At 64.6% G+C, this 19359-nt stretch carries 15 protein-coding genes and 1 pseudogene; 3 read left to right on the top strand and 13 right to left on the bottom strand.

Annotation, left to right across the window (positions count from 1 at the left end):
- Positions 1 to 44: 44 nt before the first annotated feature.
- Positions 45 to 1817, bottom strand: a complete 1773-nt coding sequence (locus DEQ67_RS16465; RefSeq protein ID WP_115891648.1) for a TCP-1/cpn60 chaperonin family protein — start codon at positions 1815 to 1817, stop codon at positions 45 to 47.
- A gap of 51 nt (positions 1818 to 1868) precedes the next feature.
- Positions 1869 to 3248 carry a dihydroorotase gene (locus DEQ67_RS16460; protein WP_115803504.1) on the bottom strand — a complete coding sequence of 460 codons (1380 nt, stop codon included), beginning with the start codon at positions 3246 to 3248 and terminating at the stop codon, positions 1869 to 1871.
- 332 nt (positions 3249 to 3580) lie between these two features.
- On the opposite strand from DEQ67_RS16460, the gene DEQ67_RS16455 reads away from it, so the two are divergent.
- The gene (locus DEQ67_RS16455) at positions 3581 to 4555 is read left to right on the top strand and encodes an asparaginase (RefSeq protein ID WP_115803503.1); all 975 of its coding nucleotides are present in this window, start codon (positions 3581 to 3583) and stop codon (positions 4553 to 4555) included.
- 107 nt (positions 4556 to 4662) lie between these two features.
- Here DEQ67_RS16455 and DEQ67_RS16450 read toward each other — a convergent pair whose 3' ends face one another.
- The 3 genes from DEQ67_RS16450 to DEQ67_RS16440 all read right to left on the bottom strand — a co-directional run bounded on the left by DEQ67_RS16450 (position 4663) and on the right by DEQ67_RS16440 (position 8023).
- Positions 4663 to 5562 (bottom strand): polysaccharide deacetylase family protein, encoded by a 900-nt coding sequence (locus DEQ67_RS16450; protein WP_049914847.1) that lies wholly within the window; start codon positions 5560 to 5562, stop codon positions 4663 to 4665.
- 97 nt (positions 5563 to 5659) lie between these two features.
- Positions 5660 to 6556: an ABC transporter permease gene (locus tag DEQ67_RS16445; RefSeq protein ID WP_115803501.1), complete on the bottom strand. Its 897-nt coding sequence runs from the start codon at positions 6554 to 6556 to the stop codon at positions 5660 to 5662.
- A 57-nt stretch (positions 6557 to 6613) separates the two neighbouring features.
- Complete coding sequence (locus DEQ67_RS16440; RefSeq protein WP_115803500.1) at positions 6614 to 8023, bottom strand: extracellular solute-binding protein; 1410 nt, start codon at positions 8021 to 8023, stop codon at positions 6614 to 6616.
- 184 nt (positions 8024 to 8207) lie between these two features.
- Here DEQ67_RS16440 and DEQ67_RS16435 point away from each other — a divergent pair, with 184 nt between their 5' ends.
- On the top strand, positions 8208 to 8972 hold the full coding sequence (locus DEQ67_RS16435) for an SDR family NAD(P)-dependent oxidoreductase (protein ID WP_115803499.1): 765 nt from the start codon (positions 8208 to 8210) through the stop codon (positions 8970 to 8972).
- Between the two features lie 69 nt (positions 8973 to 9041).
- On the opposite strand, the gene DEQ67_RS16430 is transcribed toward DEQ67_RS16435, so the two are convergent.
- From DEQ67_RS16430 to DEQ67_RS16405, 6 genes are all read right to left on the bottom strand, one after another.
- Entirely contained in the window at positions 9042 to 9893 is an 852-nt protein-coding gene (locus tag DEQ67_RS16430) for an ABC transporter permease (protein WP_004043213.1), read from the bottom strand.
- A 60-nt stretch (positions 9894 to 9953) separates the two neighbouring features.
- Complete coding sequence (locus tag DEQ67_RS16425; RefSeq protein ID WP_115803498.1) at positions 9954 to 10709, bottom strand: SDR family NAD(P)-dependent oxidoreductase; 756 nt, start codon at positions 10707 to 10709, stop codon at positions 9954 to 9956.
- Between the two features lie 97 nt (positions 10710 to 10806).
- Positions 10807 to 11856, bottom strand: coding sequence for an LLM class flavin-dependent oxidoreductase (locus DEQ67_RS16420; RefSeq protein WP_115803497.1), 1050 nt, complete (start codon positions 11854 to 11856; stop codon positions 10807 to 10809).
- A gap of 2 nt (positions 11857 to 11858) precedes the next feature.
- A complete protein-coding gene (locus DEQ67_RS16415; protein ID WP_115891649.1) occupies positions 11859 to 13091 on the bottom strand; it encodes a Zn-dependent hydrolase in 1233 nt (410 codons plus the stop codon).
- Between the two features lie 161 nt (positions 13092 to 13252).
- Entirely contained in the window at positions 13253 to 14419 is a 1167-nt protein-coding gene (locus DEQ67_RS16410) for an ABC transporter ATP-binding protein (RefSeq protein ID WP_004043209.1), read from the bottom strand.
- Between the two features lies 1 nt (position 14420).
- Positions 14421 to 15443, bottom strand: a complete 1023-nt coding sequence (locus tag DEQ67_RS16405; RefSeq protein ID WP_424020184.1) for an ABC transporter ATP-binding protein — start codon at positions 15441 to 15443, stop codon at positions 14421 to 14423.
- 598 nt (positions 15444 to 16041) lie between these two features.
- On the opposite strand from DEQ67_RS16405, the gene DEQ67_RS16400 reads away from it, so the two are divergent.
- Positions 16042 to 17394 (top strand): APC family permease, encoded by a 1353-nt coding sequence (locus DEQ67_RS16400; protein WP_115803495.1) that lies wholly within the window; start codon positions 16042 to 16044, stop codon positions 17392 to 17394.
- A 745-nt stretch (positions 17395 to 18139) separates the two neighbouring features.
- Here the strand turns inward: DEQ67_RS16400 and DEQ67_RS16395 are convergent.
- Entirely contained in the window at positions 18140 to 19126 is a 987-nt protein-coding gene (locus DEQ67_RS16395; protein ID WP_233509329.1) for a hypothetical protein, read from the bottom strand.
- A 71-nt stretch (positions 19127 to 19197) separates the two neighbouring features.
- Positions 19198 to 19329, bottom strand: a pseudogene (locus tag DEQ67_RS16390) (sugar kinase); the annotation flags it as partial.
- Positions 19330 to 19359: the final 30 nt, after the last annotated feature.

Raw genomic sequence — 19359 nt, 5'->3', positions numbered from 1 at the left:
GGCAGCGACCACCCGTCGGCACCCACACGTCGACGCGCCGCGTCTCAGATATCCCAGCGCGTCCCGTCGGTGTGTTCGAGGTAGTCAGCGTGTTTTTCGGCCTCTTCGTCGTAGATTGCCTCGCCCGGTCCCGCCGGCTCCTCGGTGAAGTCGGCGTCCACGGCGTCGTCGACTCTGAGCACGAGATTCGCCACCTCCGAGGCGCGCAGCACGACCCGGCGCTTCGTCGCCGCGGCGTCGAAGACGCCGCACTCGGCGGCGTTTCCGACCTCGCCGTCCGGAAGGACGAACCCCGCGGCGTCGTCGCCCGCGGCGTGTGCCGCCTTCAGGTCGGCCAGCAGTTCGACGTGGTCTTCGCCCGCGTTGCGGACGAGCGTCGCCACGACGGCTTCGAGGGCGTCGGCGAACGCCGTCATCGCCAGTTGCGCCCGCGACGGCTCCGCGCGCGCGGCCTCGCGGACGGCGGCGGCCATGCGGAGTTCGATTGCGCCGCCGCCGGGGATGACACCACCCCGGTTCCCGCCGCGGCCGCGGGCCGCGCCGACGGCCGCGGCGGCCTTCCGCACTTCGCTCGTCGCCTGCGCCGCGATTTGATCGGTCACACCGCGGAGGAGCACCGTCACCGAGTCGGGGTTCTCACAGCCCTCGAAGACGGTCATAAACCGGTTTTTCCGGCGGTGCCGGCGCGGTTCGCGCATCACTTCCTCGACGACGCCGGCGTGTCCGAGGTCGCCCGCGGAGACATCGGTCGGGTTGGTCACGACGCTTGCGCCCGTCGCCCGCGCCACCTGTTCGAGATGGAGCCGGTTCACTCGCCTGATGCCGACGATGCCGCGGTCGGCGAGGAGTCGCTGGTACTCGTCGTTGATGCCGAGGCGGGTGACGACGACGTCGACCCCGAGGTCGTCGATGCGGTCGACCACCCGCTCGCGCCGCTCCGTGTACACGTCTTCCATCGCCGCGGCGTCGTCGGGCGACGAGAGGTCAAGAGAGGCGCCCTCGGTCCACAGCTCTGGGTCCGACAGCGACCGCTTGAATCCGCCCAGCGCGAGCACGGTCGCGTCCTCGACGCGGACAGGCATCTCCTCCGAGACGCGGTGGTTCACGTCGAGCACCGCGCCGTCGACGAGCCGGGAGTCACTCATCGACCCCTTGCTCACGCACCGCACCGCAAGCGTCGCCTCGGTCGGGAAGCCGACGGCGTCGACGGCGTCGACGACGCCCTCGGCCAACCCGCCGACGACGCCGCCCACGTCGTTTCCGGTCATCGCGGTCCGCGCAATCGCGAGGTCCGTCGCTCGCCGGCCGTCGTGCGGCGTCGTCGCCGCGTCAAGTTCCGCGAGGGCGGCGTCCATCGCCCGGTGGTAACCGGCTCGGAGGTCGTACGGGTGGACACCTCGGTCGAACAGCTCGACCGCCTCGTCGAGCAGCTCCGACATGAGCACCACCGTCGCGGTGACGCCGTCGGGGATGTCCGCGCCCTCGACGGCCGTCTCGCCCGGCCGCTCCGGGCCGATAACCCGCGTCACGACCGGCGCGATGGGATGCGTGGTCGGAAGCGACTCCAGCAGGCTCGCCCCGTCGCTCGTGACGGTGATGTCGTCGGCTGTCATCTCGTTGGCCGCGTGGGGAACCTCGTTTTCGTCCGGCCCGTGGCTTCTGAGCGCGTTGACAATCATCTTGTCGCGCGACGCCGGCCCCAGCGCGGAGGCCAGCACGTCGGCGAAGGCGTTCACCGCGACCACGTTCGCGTGTGGAAACAGCGGTGCGCCGTCGCTGTCGGTCGGCACCGCTGGCTCCTGTGCTGCGTTACTCATTCACACGTCGAATGAGACCAGACGGTGAAAAGCCTGTCCCTCCCGGCGGTCTCAGGCGTCCCAGTCCGGCAGTTCCCGGTTGATGTACTCGCCGTGGCCCGGCTCGGAGACGATTTCGCCGTCGTCAGCGATGAGTTCGCCGCGGACGAACGTCTTTTTCACGCGACCGGTGACCTCTCGGCCCTCGTAGATGGAGAAGTCGGCGTTCGAGGCGTTGTCCTCGGCAGTAATCGTGTACGTCTCCTCGGGGTCGAACAGAATCACGTCCGCGTCCGTGCCAGGGTCCAGAGTGCCTTTGTCCGACATCCCGAAGATGCGCGCGGGGTTCCGGCTCATCACGCGGACGAGGAACGGGTACGAGAAGTCGCGCTCGTTGACCGCCTCGTCGTGGAACACCGGCACGGACACCTGAAGGGCGTTCGCGCCGAACGTCGAGTCCCACCAGTTGTCTACCTCCTTGGACTCGCGTTTGTAGCCGCAGTGGTCCGTCGAAACCACGTCGAGCGTGCCGTCGGCGAGATGTTCGAACATCGCCTCTACGTCATCCTGTTTGCGGATTGGCGGCGCTATCATGGGAAGGTTACCCTGCGTCTCGAACACGTCGTCGGTGAGCGTCGTGTAGTGGGTGCAGGTCTCTGCGCGGACCGCCGAGCCGTCGTCGCGGAACTGCGACAGCACCTCCGCGGACTTGCGGCAGGAGGTGTGGATGCCGTAGTACTTCGCCCCCGTCTCTTGGGCCATCCGCACGGCATCCTCGGCGGCCATCGCCTCGGCGTAGTCCGGCCGCGACTGCGGGTAATCGGTCGGGTCGCCGCGACCCTCCGCTTTGAACCGCGCTGTGAGCGCGTCGATGAGCGAGGCGTCCTCGGTGTGGTAGACGCCGACGGCGTCGATGTCGGCTATCTCCTCCATCACGGTGTGCATGAACCCGTTCGAGAGGCCGTGTTCGTAGGTGGTGAACATCTTGAACGAGGAGACCCCTGCGTCGACGGCGTCTGCGAGCTCCGACAGCACCGCCGGGTCCTCGCGGGTGATAGCCCCGTGGAAGGCGTAGTCGACGTGGGCGTTCGCGGCCTTCTCGCGCTTGCGCTCGATACCCTCTAACAGCGTCCCGCCTTCCTCGAAGATGGACAACTCGCCCGTCCACGCCTGCCAGGCGAAGTCGACGTAGGAGGTGACGCCCCCGAGGGCCGCCGCCGCCGACGCCGTCTCGTGGGTGTCTATCGAGAACATGTCGTCGATGTGGACGTGCGGGTCAATCATGCCGGGCATCACGAGCAGTCCCTCGGCGTCAATCGTCTCCGTCGCGTCCGGCATCGACGACGCGTCGCCGACGGCGACGATTTCCTCGCCGTCTATCGCTACGTCGGCGTCGAACGTGTCCGTCGCGGTGACGACCGTACCACCAGTAATCAGTGTGTCGACTGGCATACCATCGATAATTCCGGCCCGATAGTAAAAAGGTTCACCCGATCGCCGCTGAACCGAGTCGTTCGTCAGATTCGTTTCGTCCGTCACCAGGCGGTGCAACCGGAGTCACCGCCCTCCAAATTACAGAGCTATAATCGTAATAGTTCCATTGATTCTTAATATTGTTTGGCAGACTGCTGCATTGTTCCCTCGACCGACACGTTCGCCGTTGAGGTGTGTCGGCGGTCGTCGGCGGGTCAACGTCGCCGGCCGTGGTCGCGGGGTCTCACCGGGCCGCCGCTCGCGTTTGCGTGGACGAAAGAGCTAATCCGCGGAGCCCCAACAGCACTCATATGCCTCCACAGGTCACGGTTCTCAGCACCGGCGGCACTATCGCAAGCACCGACGGCGAAGGCGGCGCGACGCCGAGCAAGCGCGGCGCGGCGCTCGTTGACGCCGTTCCCGAACTCGGTGAGTACGCCGAAGTCGAGGTACGGGACGTGGCGCTCCGTCCGAGCTTCGACATGGACTTCGAGACGGTCGCGGCGACCGCTCACGCGGCGCGCGACGCCGCCGTGGACGGTGCCGACGGTGTCGTCGTCACCCACGGAACGGACACGATGGAAGAGTCCGCGTACTACCTTGACCTCGCGTTGGACCTCGACGTGCCGGTGGTGTTCACCGGCGCGCAGCGCCGCCCGAACGAGGTAAGCGCCGACGGCCCGAGCAACCTCCTCACGGCCGTCCGCGCGGCCGTCGACGAGTCGTTCACGGGGCGCGGCGGCGTCTACGTCGCTTTCGACGAGCAACTCCACGCCGCCCGCGACGCGACCAAGATACACACCAGCGACCTCGATGCGTTCGCCTCGCCGGACGCGTCCCCAGTCGCTCGGTTCACCCGCGAGGGTACGCGCCTTCTCCGCGAACCCGGGAGTCGGTCCGCGTCGGTGGACGCCATCGAGTCTTCGAAAGACGTGGCCGTCGTCCAGAGCTACATCGGGGCCGACGACCGACAGCTCCGGTCCGTCGTCGAGGCGGAGGCCGACGGCGTCGTCCTCGAAGGGACCGGATTGGGGAATGCGACGAACGCGCTGGGCGAGGCCGCCGGCTCGCTGGCCGAAGACGGCTACCCCGTCGTCGTCACGACGCGGTGTCAGGGCGGGGCGGTCGCGCCGGTGTACGGGTCACCCGGTGGCGGAGAGACGCTCCGTGACCGCCGCGTCATCGACGGGTCGGACCTCCCGGCACACAAGGCGCGCATCAAGCTCATGCTCGTGTTGGAATCGGTCGGCGACGACTTGGCGGCTATCCGCGCAGCGTTCGAGTAACCGGCCGGCCGCGGACGCTCGCGGCGCTGGTTCGTCGCGGTCGAAACGTCGAAAAAGTCGGTTCGGAGACGGTCGTCGCACTGACGGTCCGGTCGCTGACAGTCTGGTCAGACGTAGCCGCTTTCGCTCTCGTAGACGCTCGGGTCGTCTTTGTACTTCCGGGCGACCGCTTCGAGCGTCTTGAACTCGGCGTTCTCGTGGCTCTTCACGTACTGAATGAAGTCTTCGAGGAACGGAATCATGTGTGGCAGGCCGTGCAGGTCGGGGTGGATGGTGAACGTGTAGACGCCCGCCCCGCGGCGGTTGTACAGGTACTCGAACTGCTTTTTGTAGTACTGCTCGTACATCATGTTCGGGTCCTTGTACCCCGAGTGGTAGAGGGGCTGTTTGATGAACAGCATCGGCGGAATGTCGTCACGATACCAGCTAATAGGTATCTCCACCACGTCGGTCTCAGCGCCGTACTCGTACGGCGACATCCACGTCTCGGCGTCCTGTTCGTACTGAATCTTCGTCCAGCTGTCGCCTTTCCGCATGTAGCCCGGCTCGAACTCTCGTTCCATCAGGCTGCTGTCGTACAGGAAGCCGTGTTTCTCGACCAGTTCCGGCGTGTTCTCGCTGAACTCCCACCAGCTCGCGCGGTGACCCACCGGCGGGTCGCCCGTCACATCCTCAATGAGCTCGATAGATTTCTCGATGATGGCATCTTCCTGTTCCCGCGAGAGGTCCGTCGGGTTCTCGTGTGAGTACCCGTGGACTCCGATTTCGTGGCCGCCCGCGGCGACCGCCTCCACCTCGTCGCGGAACGTCTCGATGGTGTGGCCGGGAATGTACCACGTCGTGTCGATACCCTCGTCTTCGAACAGCTGGACCATTCTCGGAATTCCCTCGTTGCCCGCCGAGAGGCCCCGAGAGAGGTCCGCCGGCGAGTCGGCCCCGCCGTACGACCCGAGCCAGCCAGCTACACAGTCGGCGTCTACACCGATAGCTACGTCAATGTCTCCCATGCTAAGCATTAGTACGCTTTCGCGGAGAGAATATAACTGAGCGCGTTGTCGCAAAAATAGCCGGTAGTCGGGCGCTACGCCGGCGGCCATGCCATCCTCACCCTTGCGTAATCTCGCTGATGTCGACGATGCGCGTCATCGCGTAGACGACGACGAAGATAACGAGTAGGAGCACGATAGAGAGCGCGGCCGCGTTGGGGTAGTTCAGCCCGTTGTTCACCGCGAGATAGATGAGTGTGGTGATGGTCGACTCGCCGCCCGAGAGGAACTGCGGGACCATGAAGTCGCCGATAGAGAGGACGAACACGAAGATGGCACCGATGGTCACCCCGGGCAGGCTCAATGGGAGCGTGATGTGTCTGAACGTCGCCACCGGCCCGCCGCGGAGCGTCTCGGAGGCGTCGAGCAGGTCTTCGTCTATCTGCGACAGCGAGACAAAGATGGGCGCGGCCATGAACACCACGTACGCGGCGACGTATCCCACCATCTGCGAGAATGGGGAGAATAACAGCCAACTGAGCGGCTCCTCGACGACGCCGACCCAGAGGAGCAGTCTGTTGATGACGCCCGTCCGTCCGAGAATTGGGTTCCACCCGATGGTGCGGATGAGCGCCGATGTCCAGAAGGGGATAACGAGGAACAAAAGCAGTAGCGTGCCGCCGCTCTCGCTCGTGTAAAACCGCAGGTAGTACGCGATGGGGTAGCCGAACAGCAGACACAGCGCCGTCACGCCAACGCCGACGACGAGCGTCCTGACGAACGTGGAGTAGACTGTCTGGTCGAACACGGACTCCCAGGCGGTCAGCGAGAACTCCCAGACGACACTGAAGCTCTCGTAGGTGAGGAAGCTGTACACGGCGATAATCGCAAGCGGCGCGAGCAGGAACGCGGAGAACCAAAGCACCGTCGGTGTCACGAGCGCCTGCACTTCGCCGAACCGAAGCCGCTCGCCGAGGCTCGGCGTGGTCGTGTCTTCGGACGTTTCTAATGCCATGTGTTGGCAAGTCACGAGGACGGTACAAATAAATTTCGCACCGCGGTGGGCGTCGGTTCAGGCGCTGGTAAAGTCCGACCACCGCGAGAGCATATACTCGGAGTTGTCGGGCCAGATTTGGAAGAAGCCGATGCGGTCGATGCGCTCCTCGATTGGGCCGGAGTCGCGGGCAATGCCGTCGCTGGCGGAGTCGCCTTCCTCCATCGACCACTCGTACTCCATGGGGTCGAACAGCGCCTCGGACTCGAACTGCGTCTCCGAGATGGGGGTGTAGGTGCTCTCGCCCTCGTAGGCCCAGTCGTAGTACTCCGGACCCATCCCCTCGCCGGACTCGTCAGAACCGGTTCGGACGAGTTCCTGGTTCGGGTAGTGCGGGACCGAGTATCCCCAGTTCTGGATGTATCCCGGGAACCACGCGCCGTAGTGGACATCGTTGATGAGCGAGTACACCTCGTTGAGGTTGTTCCGGTCGCGCGCGCCGGGACGTAACGGCGCGATGCCACCGTACCAGTAGCGGTAGCCCTGCACGCCCTCGGACATCGTGGCGTAGGTACACGGCGTGCCGCTCCGGCGGACGTCCATCGCCGCCGGCTGCCAGAGGTCGCCGAGGATGGCCTCTTCGGACGCCATCAGGTTCACTGAGGTTCCGTAGGCGGTCCACGTCGAGCGGAACTGTCCCGCCTGCTTCTCGCTGACGAGGAAGTCGACCGCCTGGTCCATCTGCTCTTCGGTCGGGTTGTTGAGCTGGCCGATGTCGGCGTCTATCATGTCGTTGTCCAGGAGATGCATCAGCGTCTCCGGAATCGCAATAGACGACACCGCGCCCATCGCCACCTGCCCCGAGTACTGGTCGTCGAACAGCGCCGACCACGTGCTCACGTCGTCCACCTGCGTCGGGTTGTAGCCGATGGCATCGAAGTTGTACACGTGCGGCGGCAGCAGCATCTCGGTCTGCTCGTCGTCGGCCCACAGCAGGTCGAGCACCGTCTCGGTCTGTTCTCCCAGGTGGCTCAGCCGTTCGGTGGGGTTGGTAAACAGGTCCGACACCAGGTCGGGGTTCCAGTTGTCGAGTTCGTCGACCGGGACGGGAATACTCGCGTCATTGTCCTGGACGATAGCGCCCGCGCCGGGCGAGTCCGACGAGACCATGTCCATGTTCGCCTGCCCGCCGCTGAGCACCTGCTGTTGGGTCGTCGGGATGTCGGCCGTGGTGACGTTAACCGAGATATCGGTCATCTCGGTGAACTTGTCAGCCTGTCCGTCGCGAACCGCCCACGCGGGACCGATCCACTCCAGCGGCCGAGACCCGTCGGTGGTTCCGCCGCCGGAACTGCTCGACGTCGTGTCACCTTCACCGGAGCCGCTCGTCGTCCCCGATCCGCCGTCGCCGCCGTTCCCGGCGCATCCGGCGAGGGCGGCCCCGGCGGCCGCTCCGCTCGCAAACTTTACAAAGTTTCGCCTATTCATGCTATCAGGCATGGAATAGGAGTCTATAACGACACTACTTAGTCTTTTGCGTCTTTTTCGGATATTTGTGTGACCGATTGGGTTTCACCCGCCCGCCCGACGGAGCGGACCGAAACGGACGTTTCGCTCCCGTGGTTGCTCCCCCGTCGCTAACTACTTGTACCGCGATATGAATTGACACCACGTGTCACGATTAGACGATTCGGTCGCGTTAGTCACTGGTGCATCGAGCGGTATCGGCAACGCAATCGCGGCGGCGTTCGGCCGCGAGGGGGCGACGGTGGTCGTCGCCGACGTGCGCCGGGAGCCGAAACTGGACGACGAGCGGTCAGTGTTCGAGAAATTAGACGACACCGGCGCGGAGTACTCCTTCGTCGAGTGCGACGTGTCCGACCCGGCGGCGGCGGAGGCGGCCGTCGAACACGCGGTCGACTCCTACGGTCAGTTAGACGTGCTGGTGAACAACGCGGGCATCTACTACCAGTATGAGGCCGAAGCGACGCCCGTCGAGGACTGGGACGCCATCGTAGACGTGAACGCCCGCGGGACGTTCCTCTGTTCGAAGTACGCCCTGCCGCACCTCCGCGAGAGCGCCGGCAAGGTCGTCAACCTCGCGTCCATCTTCGGACTGGTCGGCGGCGGCCGGAGCGCCGCCTACTGCGCTTCGAAAGGGGCCGTCGCCAACCTCACCCGCCAGATGGCGCTGGACTACGCGCCCGACGAGGTGAACATCAACGCCTTGGCTCCCGGTATCATCGAGACGGCGCAGAACGTCGAGTGGCGCGAGAACGCCCCCGAGATAATCGCCGAATGGGAGGCCGCGACGCCGTGGCCGACGTTCGGGTCGCCCGAAGACGTGGCCGACGCCGCGCTGTTTCTCGCCTCCGACGAGAGCGACTTCGTCACCGGAGCGGTGCTCTCAGTCGATGGCGGGTGGACCAGCCACTGACCGTCACGCGACGTCTCTGAACGGTCCAAGAATATCGCAGACCGCCGACCCGGTCCGAGTCACCGACCCTCAGGACCGGCGGTTGTACACGATGAGCAGTCCCGCGGCGGCTAAGAGGAGCGTCGAGAAGACGGTGGTGAGGCTCCCGAGCGCGAACAGGTAGGGCTGGACGCGCGTGCCGGCGGCGATGGCGAATACCTCGAGCGGCATCGTGTTCTGATTCCCCACGAGCAGGAGACTCCGCGTCGCCTCGTTGTACGACAGCGTGAATGCGAATACGGCCGCACCGAGGAGTGTCGGCGCTATCTGCGGGAGTATCACGTTTCGGAACCGCGAGAGTGGCCCCGCGCCCAGCACGCGTGCGGCCTCCTCGTTTTCCTTGAGCGCCGGCGGGAACCCCGCGAGGAGGACGATGACCGCGAAGGGAAGCGCCCAGACGACGTGGACAGGAACCGCGAGCCACAGGTTCTTCGTCAGCCCGAGCACCTCGTTGAGAAGCAGCGTCGCGCCGACGCCGTACGTGATGCCGGGCGTGATGATGCCCAGGATGAGGAGAAACAGCAGGCCGCGCTGTCCCCAGAAGTCGTAGCGGTACGCCAGCGCCGTCGCCGTCGCAAGCACCGTCGTGATGACGGTCACGACGAGCGCCAGCGTGACCGACCGCCGGACGGCCTCGATGAGTCCCTCGTTGGCAAGCAACTCTCCGTACCACTCGAAGGTGAACTCGACGAATGGAAACGTCAGCCCACCCGAATTGAACGAAAACGCAATGACCGAAAAGATGGGCAAATAGATGTACGCCGCGGCAAGCAGGAAGTACGCCAGAAGTACTCGCTTGACGCTGACGGCCTCGATGACCCCCGTGATCGGGGACTGACCCGACGCTACAGTCTCCTCGGAACGTTCGGTTTGTGTCGACATCTACAGAGAGCCATTCGGAGCCACCAATATAAGTCCACGGTATGCTGTGACACGGACGGCTCAGTGCATGGCGTCGCCGCCGTCCGGCGAGAGCGTCTGCCCCGTGTAGTAGCTGCTCTCGTCGCTGGCGAGAAACACCGCCGTCGGTGCCACGTCCTCGACGCGGCCGGCCCGCTCCATCGGGAGTTCGGCCGCCTTCTCGCGCCGCCACTGCTCGGAGATGTCGCTGAGAAGGGGCGTCTCGACCGGCCCGGGCGCGATGGCGTTCACGCGCACGTCGGGGGCGACTTCGCGCGCCAGCGCGCGAGTGAACGCGATGACGCCGCCCTTGGCGGCGCAGTAGTGGGTGAACCCCGCCGCACCCTTGAAGCCCAACTGCGACGCCACGTTGACGACGCTCCCCGACCCGCGGTCGATCATCCCCGGGACGACGCGGCGGGTCACAAGGAACACCCCGCGGAGGTCGACGTCCAACACCTCGTCCCACTCCGCAACGCTCATCTCGTCGAGACGGGACCGTCTGAGGATGCCGGCGTTGTTGACGAGCACGTCCGGCGTCCCGTACGTCGCCTCGAACCCGTCGACGAGTTCGTCGACGCTCGCCGCGTCGCTCACGTCGCCGGGAAAGGCTGCCGCCTCGCCGCCGGCCGCCTCGATTTCGGCGACCACCTCGGCCGCCCGCGTTCGCTCCTCGTCGCTCGGATAGTGATTCACCCCGACCGTCGCTCCCGCCTCCGCGAGTGTGACGGCGACGCCGCGGCCGATGCCGCTGGACGCGCCGGTGACCAACGCCGTCTTGTTCGCTACTCGGCTCATGATCCGATGTCGGCGGCGGCCGCGATAAAGCTGTGGCCGGGGTTCGGTCCGGTCAGCTCTCCGCTTCGCTCCGCTCGTTTCCTCGACGACTCCGCTGCTACGCCTCTGCTTTGGCTTCGGCCAGCGCGTCGATGACCGCCTCCATGTTGTCCGTCAGGGGGTAGACGACCGGCTCGGTACAGCCGGCGGCACAGTAGTCGCGGACCCGGTCGATAACGTCGTCGCGGGTGCCCGCAGCGACGATGTTCGTCACCACGTCGTCGTCGACGTACTGCGAGGCGCGCTCGATGTCCTCGGCGGAGGCCGGCCACCCGCCCATCTCGGCTTGAACTTTCTCCGCCAGTTCGGGATCGATGCCCGACGCCTTCCTGATGTGCGGCTGCTGGCCGATGTACTGTGTGGCGAGACCGCGCGCCTGGTCGATGGCCACGTCCGCGTCCTCGTCCATTGCGACGGCGATGAGCTGCGGGCGGTCGGCGTCTTCCAGCGTCCCGTCCTGCTTTTCGACGCCCTCTTTCAGCTTTTCGAGGCCTTTCAGGTTGTGCTCGGGCGGGATAAGGTAGTTCATGAAGATGCCGCCGGCGATGCCTTTCCCGACCAGTTCGCCGGTCAGCTTGTGCATCGTCTCGCCCGTCGCGCCGACGTAGATGGGCACGTCACGGGGCTGTGCGTCCGAGCGAACGAGATCGAGTTCGATGTCGTCGACGGAGAGCGTCTGCCCCTCGTACGTTACGTTTTCGAGGTCCAGCAGGCGCTTGGTGACGGTACAGTACTCCCACATCCGACGGAGCGGGTGCTCCCGTTCGATGCCGACTTTCGACGCCAGCGGGTCCCACCACGCGCCGATGCCCAGTTTCATCCGCCCGCCCGAGAGCTCGTGGAGCGTCGAGAACGTCTGTGCCATCACCGCCACGTTCCGCGTGTAGCAGTTCGTCACACCGGGCGCGATATCTATCTCGTCTGTGACCTGCGTGTACGCGCCCATGACGGTCATGGCGTCGCGGACCAGCCGCGACTCCCCCTGCCAGACCGAGTCCAGCCCGGCCTCCTCGGCGTACTGCGCGTACCGAATCTCGTCTTCGATGTGCGGTTTCTCCCAGTTCCAGATGCCTGCGCGAGTGAACTCGCGGTCGAAATTTGCCTTCATAATTACTCCGTGGCCAGTTCGTACGCGGCGTTCGCCAGCGTGTTGGCCGCCTTGTAGCAGTCGTCCCAGCTCGTGTATTCGTCCTCGCTGTGGCTCTTGCCGTCCTCGGAGACCGAAAACACCATCCCCGTGTCCATCACCTTGTGGGTGTGAGTCGCGTCGTGTCCCGCACCGCTGAAGATACGCATACCGTCGTAGCCCAGTTCCTCGGTCGCCAGTTCGACGGCGTCGACGCAGCCGTCCGCGAACCGAACCGGGTCGGTCCACATCCGGTCTTCGTACTCCCAGTTGACGCCCTCGCGCTCGGCGGTCGCCTCCGCCTCCTCGAGGACGCGCGCCCTAGCCTCCTCGATGACCGCCTCGTCGGGATCGCGGAATCCCCACGTGAACGTCACCTCCTCGGGGATGATGTTGATGGAGTTGGGCTTCGCGTCGATGTAGCCGGTCGTGCCGACGGTCCGCTCGCCCAGCGTGTCGGGGATGCGCCGAATCTGCGTGATGACGTCCGCCGCGGCAACGAGGGCGTCGCTCCGGTAGTGCATCGGCGTCGGCCCCGAGTGGTCGGCCTCGCCGTGGAAGGTAATCGCGCCCCAGGTGAAGCCGACGATGCCCGTGACGATTCCCACGTCGGCGTCGTTCTCTTCGAGGTACGGTCCCTGCTCGATGTGGAGTTCGAGGTACGAGTCGTAGTCGCGCTGCGGTTCGGCGGGCACGTCGCCCTTGTAGCCGATGCGCTCCAGTTCCTCCTCGAAGACCTCGCCGTCGGCGTCCGTCTTGGCGTACTCCGTCTCAATGTCGTGTTCGCCCGCCCAGACGCCGGAGCCCTGCATGGCCGGCTGGAACCGCGAGCCCTCCTCGTTCGTCCAGTTGACGATTTCGATGGGGTGTCTCGTCTCGATTCCCTCGTCGTTCAGCGCGCGGACCAACTCGAGCGCGGCGACGACGCCCATCGCGCCGTCGTAGATGCCACCGTACGGCTGGGAGTCCAAATGCGACCCCACGAGGATGGTCCCGGCGTCGGGGTCGGTCCCCTCGCGGTAGCCGAACATATTGCCGAACTCGTCGACGGTGAGTTCGAGCCCCGCCTCCGACACTTGGTCTGCGAACCACGCCCGAATCTCGGCGTCCTCGTCGGAGAGCGCGAGGCGGTGCAGCCCGCCTCCGTCCGTGCCGCCGATTTCGGCTTGCTCTTTCATCGTCTCGACGAACCGCGTCTCGTCTACCTCGATAGCCATGTATCCGTACCCATTGTGGAGAATGTATAAAAATTTTCGCAGACAGTGACTCGATGTCCACAGACAGAAGACAACAATGGACGAATCTACGCACAGCTCAGTGCCAGGGGAACGTGTCCCCCGCGGCGTGTCGCTGCCGCATTCGGCAGCCCCGGGCTCCGCTACTCGCCGAGGATGTCCTCTTGGAGGTCCACGTCGCCGGCCACGCTCGTCCGTTCGAGGAGGATGGCATCGTCCGCGTTCCAGCCGACCGTCACCGCGTCGGCGGCCGGTTCGACCCGGTCGTCGGACTTCGCCTGTATCTGCTTCGTCCCCTCGCTCCCGCGCGCGGTCATTACTATTTGCGTCCCCTCGCCGGAGCGGTGGATGACGTCGTCAACGTCGCAGTCGAGGCCGTTCTCGCCGTCTTCGAGGCGAACGAACTGCGGGCGGACGGCGAACACCACCGACCGGTCGACGAGGTTCTCGGGCTTCGAGTCGGCGTTCGCGGTCGAGACGCGGAACGCGCCGAAGTCGGTGTCGACGACGGCGACGGCTCCCCCGGCGTCCACGTCGGTCACCGTCCCCGAAAACAGGTTCGAGTCCCCGACGAACGCGGCAGTAAAGGCCGTCCGCGGCCGGTTGTACACCTCCCTGACGGGCCCGGAGTGTTCGATTTGCCCGTCGTTCATCACGACCATCTGGTCGGCGAGCCGCATCGCCTGCGTCTGGTCGTGGGTCACGTAGACGAACGTCGTCTCCAGTTCGCGGTGGAGTCGGAGCAGCTCCCGCTCCATCCGCTTTTGGAGCTTGTAGTCCATGTCGCCGAGCGGTTCGTCGAGGAGGAGCAGTTTCGGTTCGAGCACCAGCGAGCGGGCCAACGCGACGCGCTGTTGCTGGCCGGCGGAGAGTTCGGCGGGGTCGCGGTCAAGCATCCCCTCCAACTGCATCATCTCGGCCATCGACGCCACGTGGTCGTCGGCTTCCGCGGCGGACACGTCCATCCGTTCGAGCCCGTATCGGATGTTCTCCTCGACCGTGAGATGCGGGAACAGCTGGAAGTCCTGAAAGACCAGTCCGATGTCGCGGCGATAGGTCGGCGCGTCCGTGATGTCGCGTCCGTCGAGCGTCACAGTCCCTTTGGTCGGCGGCACGTTACCGACGAGTGAGTGGAGCGTCGTGGACTTGCCGCAGCCGGAGGGACCAATGATAACGCAGAAGTCTCCCGCGTCGATGCTGAAGCTGATATCGTCGACCGCGAGCGTGCCGTCGGGGTATATCTTCGTCAGGCCGTCGACCGAGAGTCCCGCGCTGGCTTCGTCCGCGTGGGTGTGGTCGCTCGTCGCCATCTCACACCTCCATCAGGTCGTCGACAGTCACCGAGTCGGACGCGCTCAGCCGGTCGTAGCAGACGCCCTCGGGGGCGTCCCAGCCGATTCGAATCTCGTCGCCCTCCTCGAATCGGCGGACATCGCCCGAGCGACGGACCTGGAACTCGCGGGTCACGTTTGGAAACGAGACGGCGAACTCGGTATACTCGCCGGTGTACGTCAGGTCTTCGACGGTCCCCGTCGAGCCGTTGTCGCACGCGTCGGCGTCGTCCCCGAGGGCGACGTCCTCCGGCCGGAGGAGCACCATCGTCTCCTCGCCCACCGACGGCGGCTGTTCCCGCGACTCGGCGACGACGCTCCCAAGGTCGGTGTCGATGACGACCCGGTCGCCGTCGTGTTCGGTCACCGTCCCGAGAAGCGGGTTGTTGTCGCCGATGAACCGGCCGACGAACGCCGTCTCGGGGGCGTCGTACACCTCCTCGGGCGTGCCGACCTGTTCGATGACGCCGTCGTTCATCACGACGAGTTTGTCGGCCAGTTTCAGCGCCTGGTCTTGGTTGTGAGTCACGTAGACGAACGTGCTTCCGAACTCCTCGTGGATTCGCCGTATCTCCAGCACCATCCGCTTTTGCAGCTTGTAGTCTAAGTCCGCAAGCGGGTCGTCCAACAACATCACGTCGCACTCGCGGACGAGTTGCCGCGCCAGTTCCACCCGCTGTTGCTGGCCGCCCGAGAGCTCCGAGGGCAGACTCGTCTTTGTCTCTGAGATAGACAGCAGTTGGAGGGTCTCGTCCACCCGCCGGGATATCTCCTCGGCGTCGTACGTCCCGGCCTCACGCAGGCCGAAAGCGACGTTCTCCTCGACGGTCATGTGGGGAAACAGCCGGTCTTCGAAGTCCTGAAACACGAATCCGATGTCCCGCGCTTCGACCGAGCGGTTCGTCACGTCTTCGCCGTCGACGAAGACCGCGCCCCGTTCGAACGAGAGCAATCCCGAGATGCATTTCAGCAGCGTCGACTTCCCGCTCCCGCTGGACCCCACGACGACGCAGAATTCTCCCTCGTCGATTAATAGGTCTATTCCACGCAGTACTGGCTCTCCGGCGAACGATTTCCGGAGTCCGTCGATGGATATGGCCGTTTCTCGTTCGACTGTCACGCTCATATTCATCATATGTTACATGCGTGCATTTAGTGTTTGTCTTTGTCACACAGACTCGCACGCTACGCGCGGGTGAGAACTCATACGACCCGACTCCACCGCCGCTGATACTCCGGTCGGACCGACTCACCGGGGCGGCCGAGCAGACGAGGTTCAGATGTTACAATTATAACGCTGTAATTTGGTATTTTGCCGGACAAATTGTGTATAGTAGGCCAATTAGCTGGATATTGTTTTATCTATATCGGTTTCTAATCTATTTCTGACCACTAGCTACTCGTTTATGTGGAATTTTTCCTAATCCGTTCAGACTGGGAATGGGTGTCCGTACGTGTTGGCAGGAGACCGCGGCGCTCGGCTCGAATCAAGCGTACGCGCTCGGCGAGAAGCGTCCGACACGTGGTCGGGTACCGCGTGATCCGCGGAGAACGCTCGTAAGAGCGCAATAGTTAAGATGCGAACTTTCGGAACGAAAGGCATGACAGCCGTTACCGAGAGCGACGGTCCTCGTACGGTCGGACTCTGGGACCTCCTACTGTTGAGCGTCGGCGGCATGATGGGTTCGTCGATATTCTTCTTTCCGGCGTTCACTGGTCAGTTAGTCGGCCCGGCCGCGGTTCTCGCGTGGCTGGTCGCGGGGGTCGGGATGGTCAGTATCGCACTTTGTTACACTGAACTCGCAACCGCGTTTCCCGAGTCGGGCGGCCCGGCTATCTTTCCCGTGAAGACCCTTGGGAGAAGCAGGGCCGTCCGCCGGTTCGCCTCGTACATGGAGGGCACGTCGTACGCGCTGGGGTGGGTGTTCGGCGTCGCCGTCTCGGCGTGGTACGTAGCGAACTACCTCGGCGCGATTCCCGAACTCGCAAGCGTCCAGGGTCAGACGGTGCCGCTGGGGCTGCTTGCGATTGTTGCCAGCCTCGGCGTCACGCTCGCCGGCATCGACGTCACCAAGCGGACGAACCTCGTCTTCACCGCGTTCCTCCTCGCGGTGCTCACCGTCGTCGGCGGCGTCGGCCTCGCCAACGGCGACGCGTCGAACGCCACGCCGTTCGTCACCGGAAGCGGGACGGAATTCCTCGCGGCCGTCGGCCTCGCTATCACAGGCTACGGGGCCTGGACAGTCGTCCCCGCGGCCGCCGGCGAAGTAAAGCGGCCGAACGAGACGATACCCCGCGCAATCGTCGGGAGCCTCCTTCTCACGACTGCGTTCTACACCGCTATCGTCCTCGCGCTCCATCTCACGGTCGCGCCGAGCGCCTTCCGGAACGGAAACCTCGTGATGGTCGCGCCGCTCTCGGCCGTCCTCGGCGACGCCGGACTTCCGGTGTTCGCGCAGTACCTCCTCCCGGTTGCCGCGCTCATCGCCATCTTCACGACGATGCTCGTCGGCCTGACCAGTTCCGCGCGCGTCCTCTCGGCGCTCGCCGACCGGAGCCTCCTCCCGAGCGCGTTCGCTGCCACCAGCGAGCAGACGAACTCGCCGTACGTCGCGCTCTGCACCGTCGCCATCGGCGCCGGCGCTGTCGTCATCGGGAGGCAGGTCGTCGGTGGAATCGTCCTCGCCGCGCTCGTCGGGACGGTCCTCCCGTACGCCATCAACATCGCGTCCTTCGTCGGGCTACGCGTCTATCGCGGTGACGTTGCCGCGCCGTTCCGCGCGCCCGGCGGTCTCTTGACGGCCGCAATCGCCTGCTGCTTCCTCGCGCTTCTCGCCGTGGGGCTCTCCGTCGAGCATCCCGTCGCGGCGCTCGTCACCGTCGCCGCGCTGCTCGCTGGCTACCTGCTTCAGTATCTGTTCGGTGACGCGCCGGCTACCGAGCCCGACGCGTGACCGTGACCGTTGCGACCCGCGGACGCTTCGGCAGCCGTCGACACCACTCTCGCGTACTCCGTGCGGTGGCGGCCAATTGCCGGAATCCACAGAGCGTGCCGTGATGCGGACGCTCGTCGCTCGTCGGTCTCGGGTACTCGACCGGTGGCCCGTCGAGGTCGATAGGTGATGCATAATGGAAAAACCCCATTTACACAGATAATACTAAATTTTGATAAGTTATGTCGATGGCTGCCGGCCGTCCGTTTTACGGTCGAATACAGAATAGGCGTTTAGACGGCTTTCTGCTACTAACTCGGATTACGTCGTGTGTGTCCGGGGCGAAGACCATTTATAGCCATTTGTCTAAATAATACCCACTACCCCCACCTATTTTGTGATTTCTATACACATATAGAAATAATTTTTAATAAATCTTCTTTATTGCTGAAAAATACGAGATTATTGAACTCAAAATACTTGCATCAATTTAGAAACTAATAGAGTAACAAGACAGTATTCAATAATATATTCTGAAGCGTCCCCGACGAAACCCGGCTTCGGGTGTTCGCCATCGTACGGCAGTCGCTCCGCTGGACGCGTCACCGAAAACTGGACGAACGTCGGTTCACGACCGTGGTTTTGTGATGCCGTGTCGTCTCTCCCGCTCCGTACTTTCGCCTCCCTCGGCGGCGACGCGACGCTCCGACTGCCGCACGTCTGGGGTTGTACCCTCCGTTCGACTCGAATCGAGAGTACGGGCGAATTACTCGGATGCGAAGTCGAGTCTATACGTGAAGTAGCGCTCGTCGTACAGGAGGAACCGACGCAACCCCGCCTCGACGCCCGCGTCGTTCTCGATGTCGCCGTCGAGGTACGCCCAGTGGTCGAGTTTCGTCAGGAGCGACGTGAACGCCTCGGAGTACGGATGCGACTCGCGGTAGGTGTCGGCCGCCGCTTGCCGGAGAATCTCCCGCTCCGCCTGCGAGAGTGCCTCCCGGGTCGCCCGCGCGTCGAGGAGCGACGCCCGAAGTATCGTCTCCATCTCGGCCGTCGAGTCGGCGACCGGGTCGGCGTCGGCCCGGTAGACGGATTCGTGAAACGTCTCGCGGGCGATTTCGACTTCGTAGATGGTATCCCGGAATTCGACGTGGGACGCCCCCGATTCTTCGAGGAGGTCGCTCGCCTCCGCCGCGTCGTCGGTCCGATACACGTAGCCGCCGCGTTGGACGAGGCCGCGCGGAGCGCCGCCGGTGTTCCCTCGCGCCCGAGCGGCGAAGTACGCGACTTGCACCGCCTGTTGGTCGCCCTCGGGAAGCGACGAGTGCGTGACGTGGTCCGGGGCGGTGTCGAGTTCGTCGGCGCGGCCGACCTCGAACAGTCGGAGCACCGGATGGCTGACGGTCTCCTCGCCGACAACGAGCGAGTCGAGGTGGTAGTACGTCCCGTTTCGACGCGCGTAGGTGGGTGTCTCGCTCCCGCGAGCGAGGAACGGCGTGTGGTGTCGCGTCGTGTATGCCGTGCCGTTGAGCGTGGCGTTGAACGCAGCTTCGTCCCACGGCGGCTGCGTCTCGGTCAGGTCGACGACGTACCGTTCGGCAAGCGAGCCATCGAGGGAGAACAACGAGAGCACGAGACTCCGCGTGTCTGTCTCTGACTCAGGGAGAACCTGTGAACAGCCACCGAGCACCGCTGTCAGTAACGCGCCGCCGGTCGCTAGGAGTCGTCGCCGCGTCGTGATTTCGGAGGGCACGAATAGGACTCCGCCCGAACTGTCAAAATACTTTTCCCACACCGTCGGCGTCGTCCCGGTTACGACCCCAACGCCGCGATTGCGACGTTCGACTCCGCCCCGGCGGTGCTGAACCGCAGCGTGTCACTCGTCTCTAAGCGGCCTCCCCTCGGAGATAACAGGCGAACCATCGTCTCGCCGGGGGTCACCAATTCAGGCGTCACAGTATCCACTCCGTCGGGGTGGGTTTTGCA

The organism is Haloferax sp. Atlit-48N (genome assembly GCF_003383015.2).
Classification (GTDB): Archaea; Halobacteriota; Halobacteria; order Halobacteriales; family Haloferacaceae; genus Haloferax; species Haloferax volcanii.
Note: the sequence above shows the minus strand (reverse complement) of the source record. Positions and strands in the feature narration are given on the sequence as shown.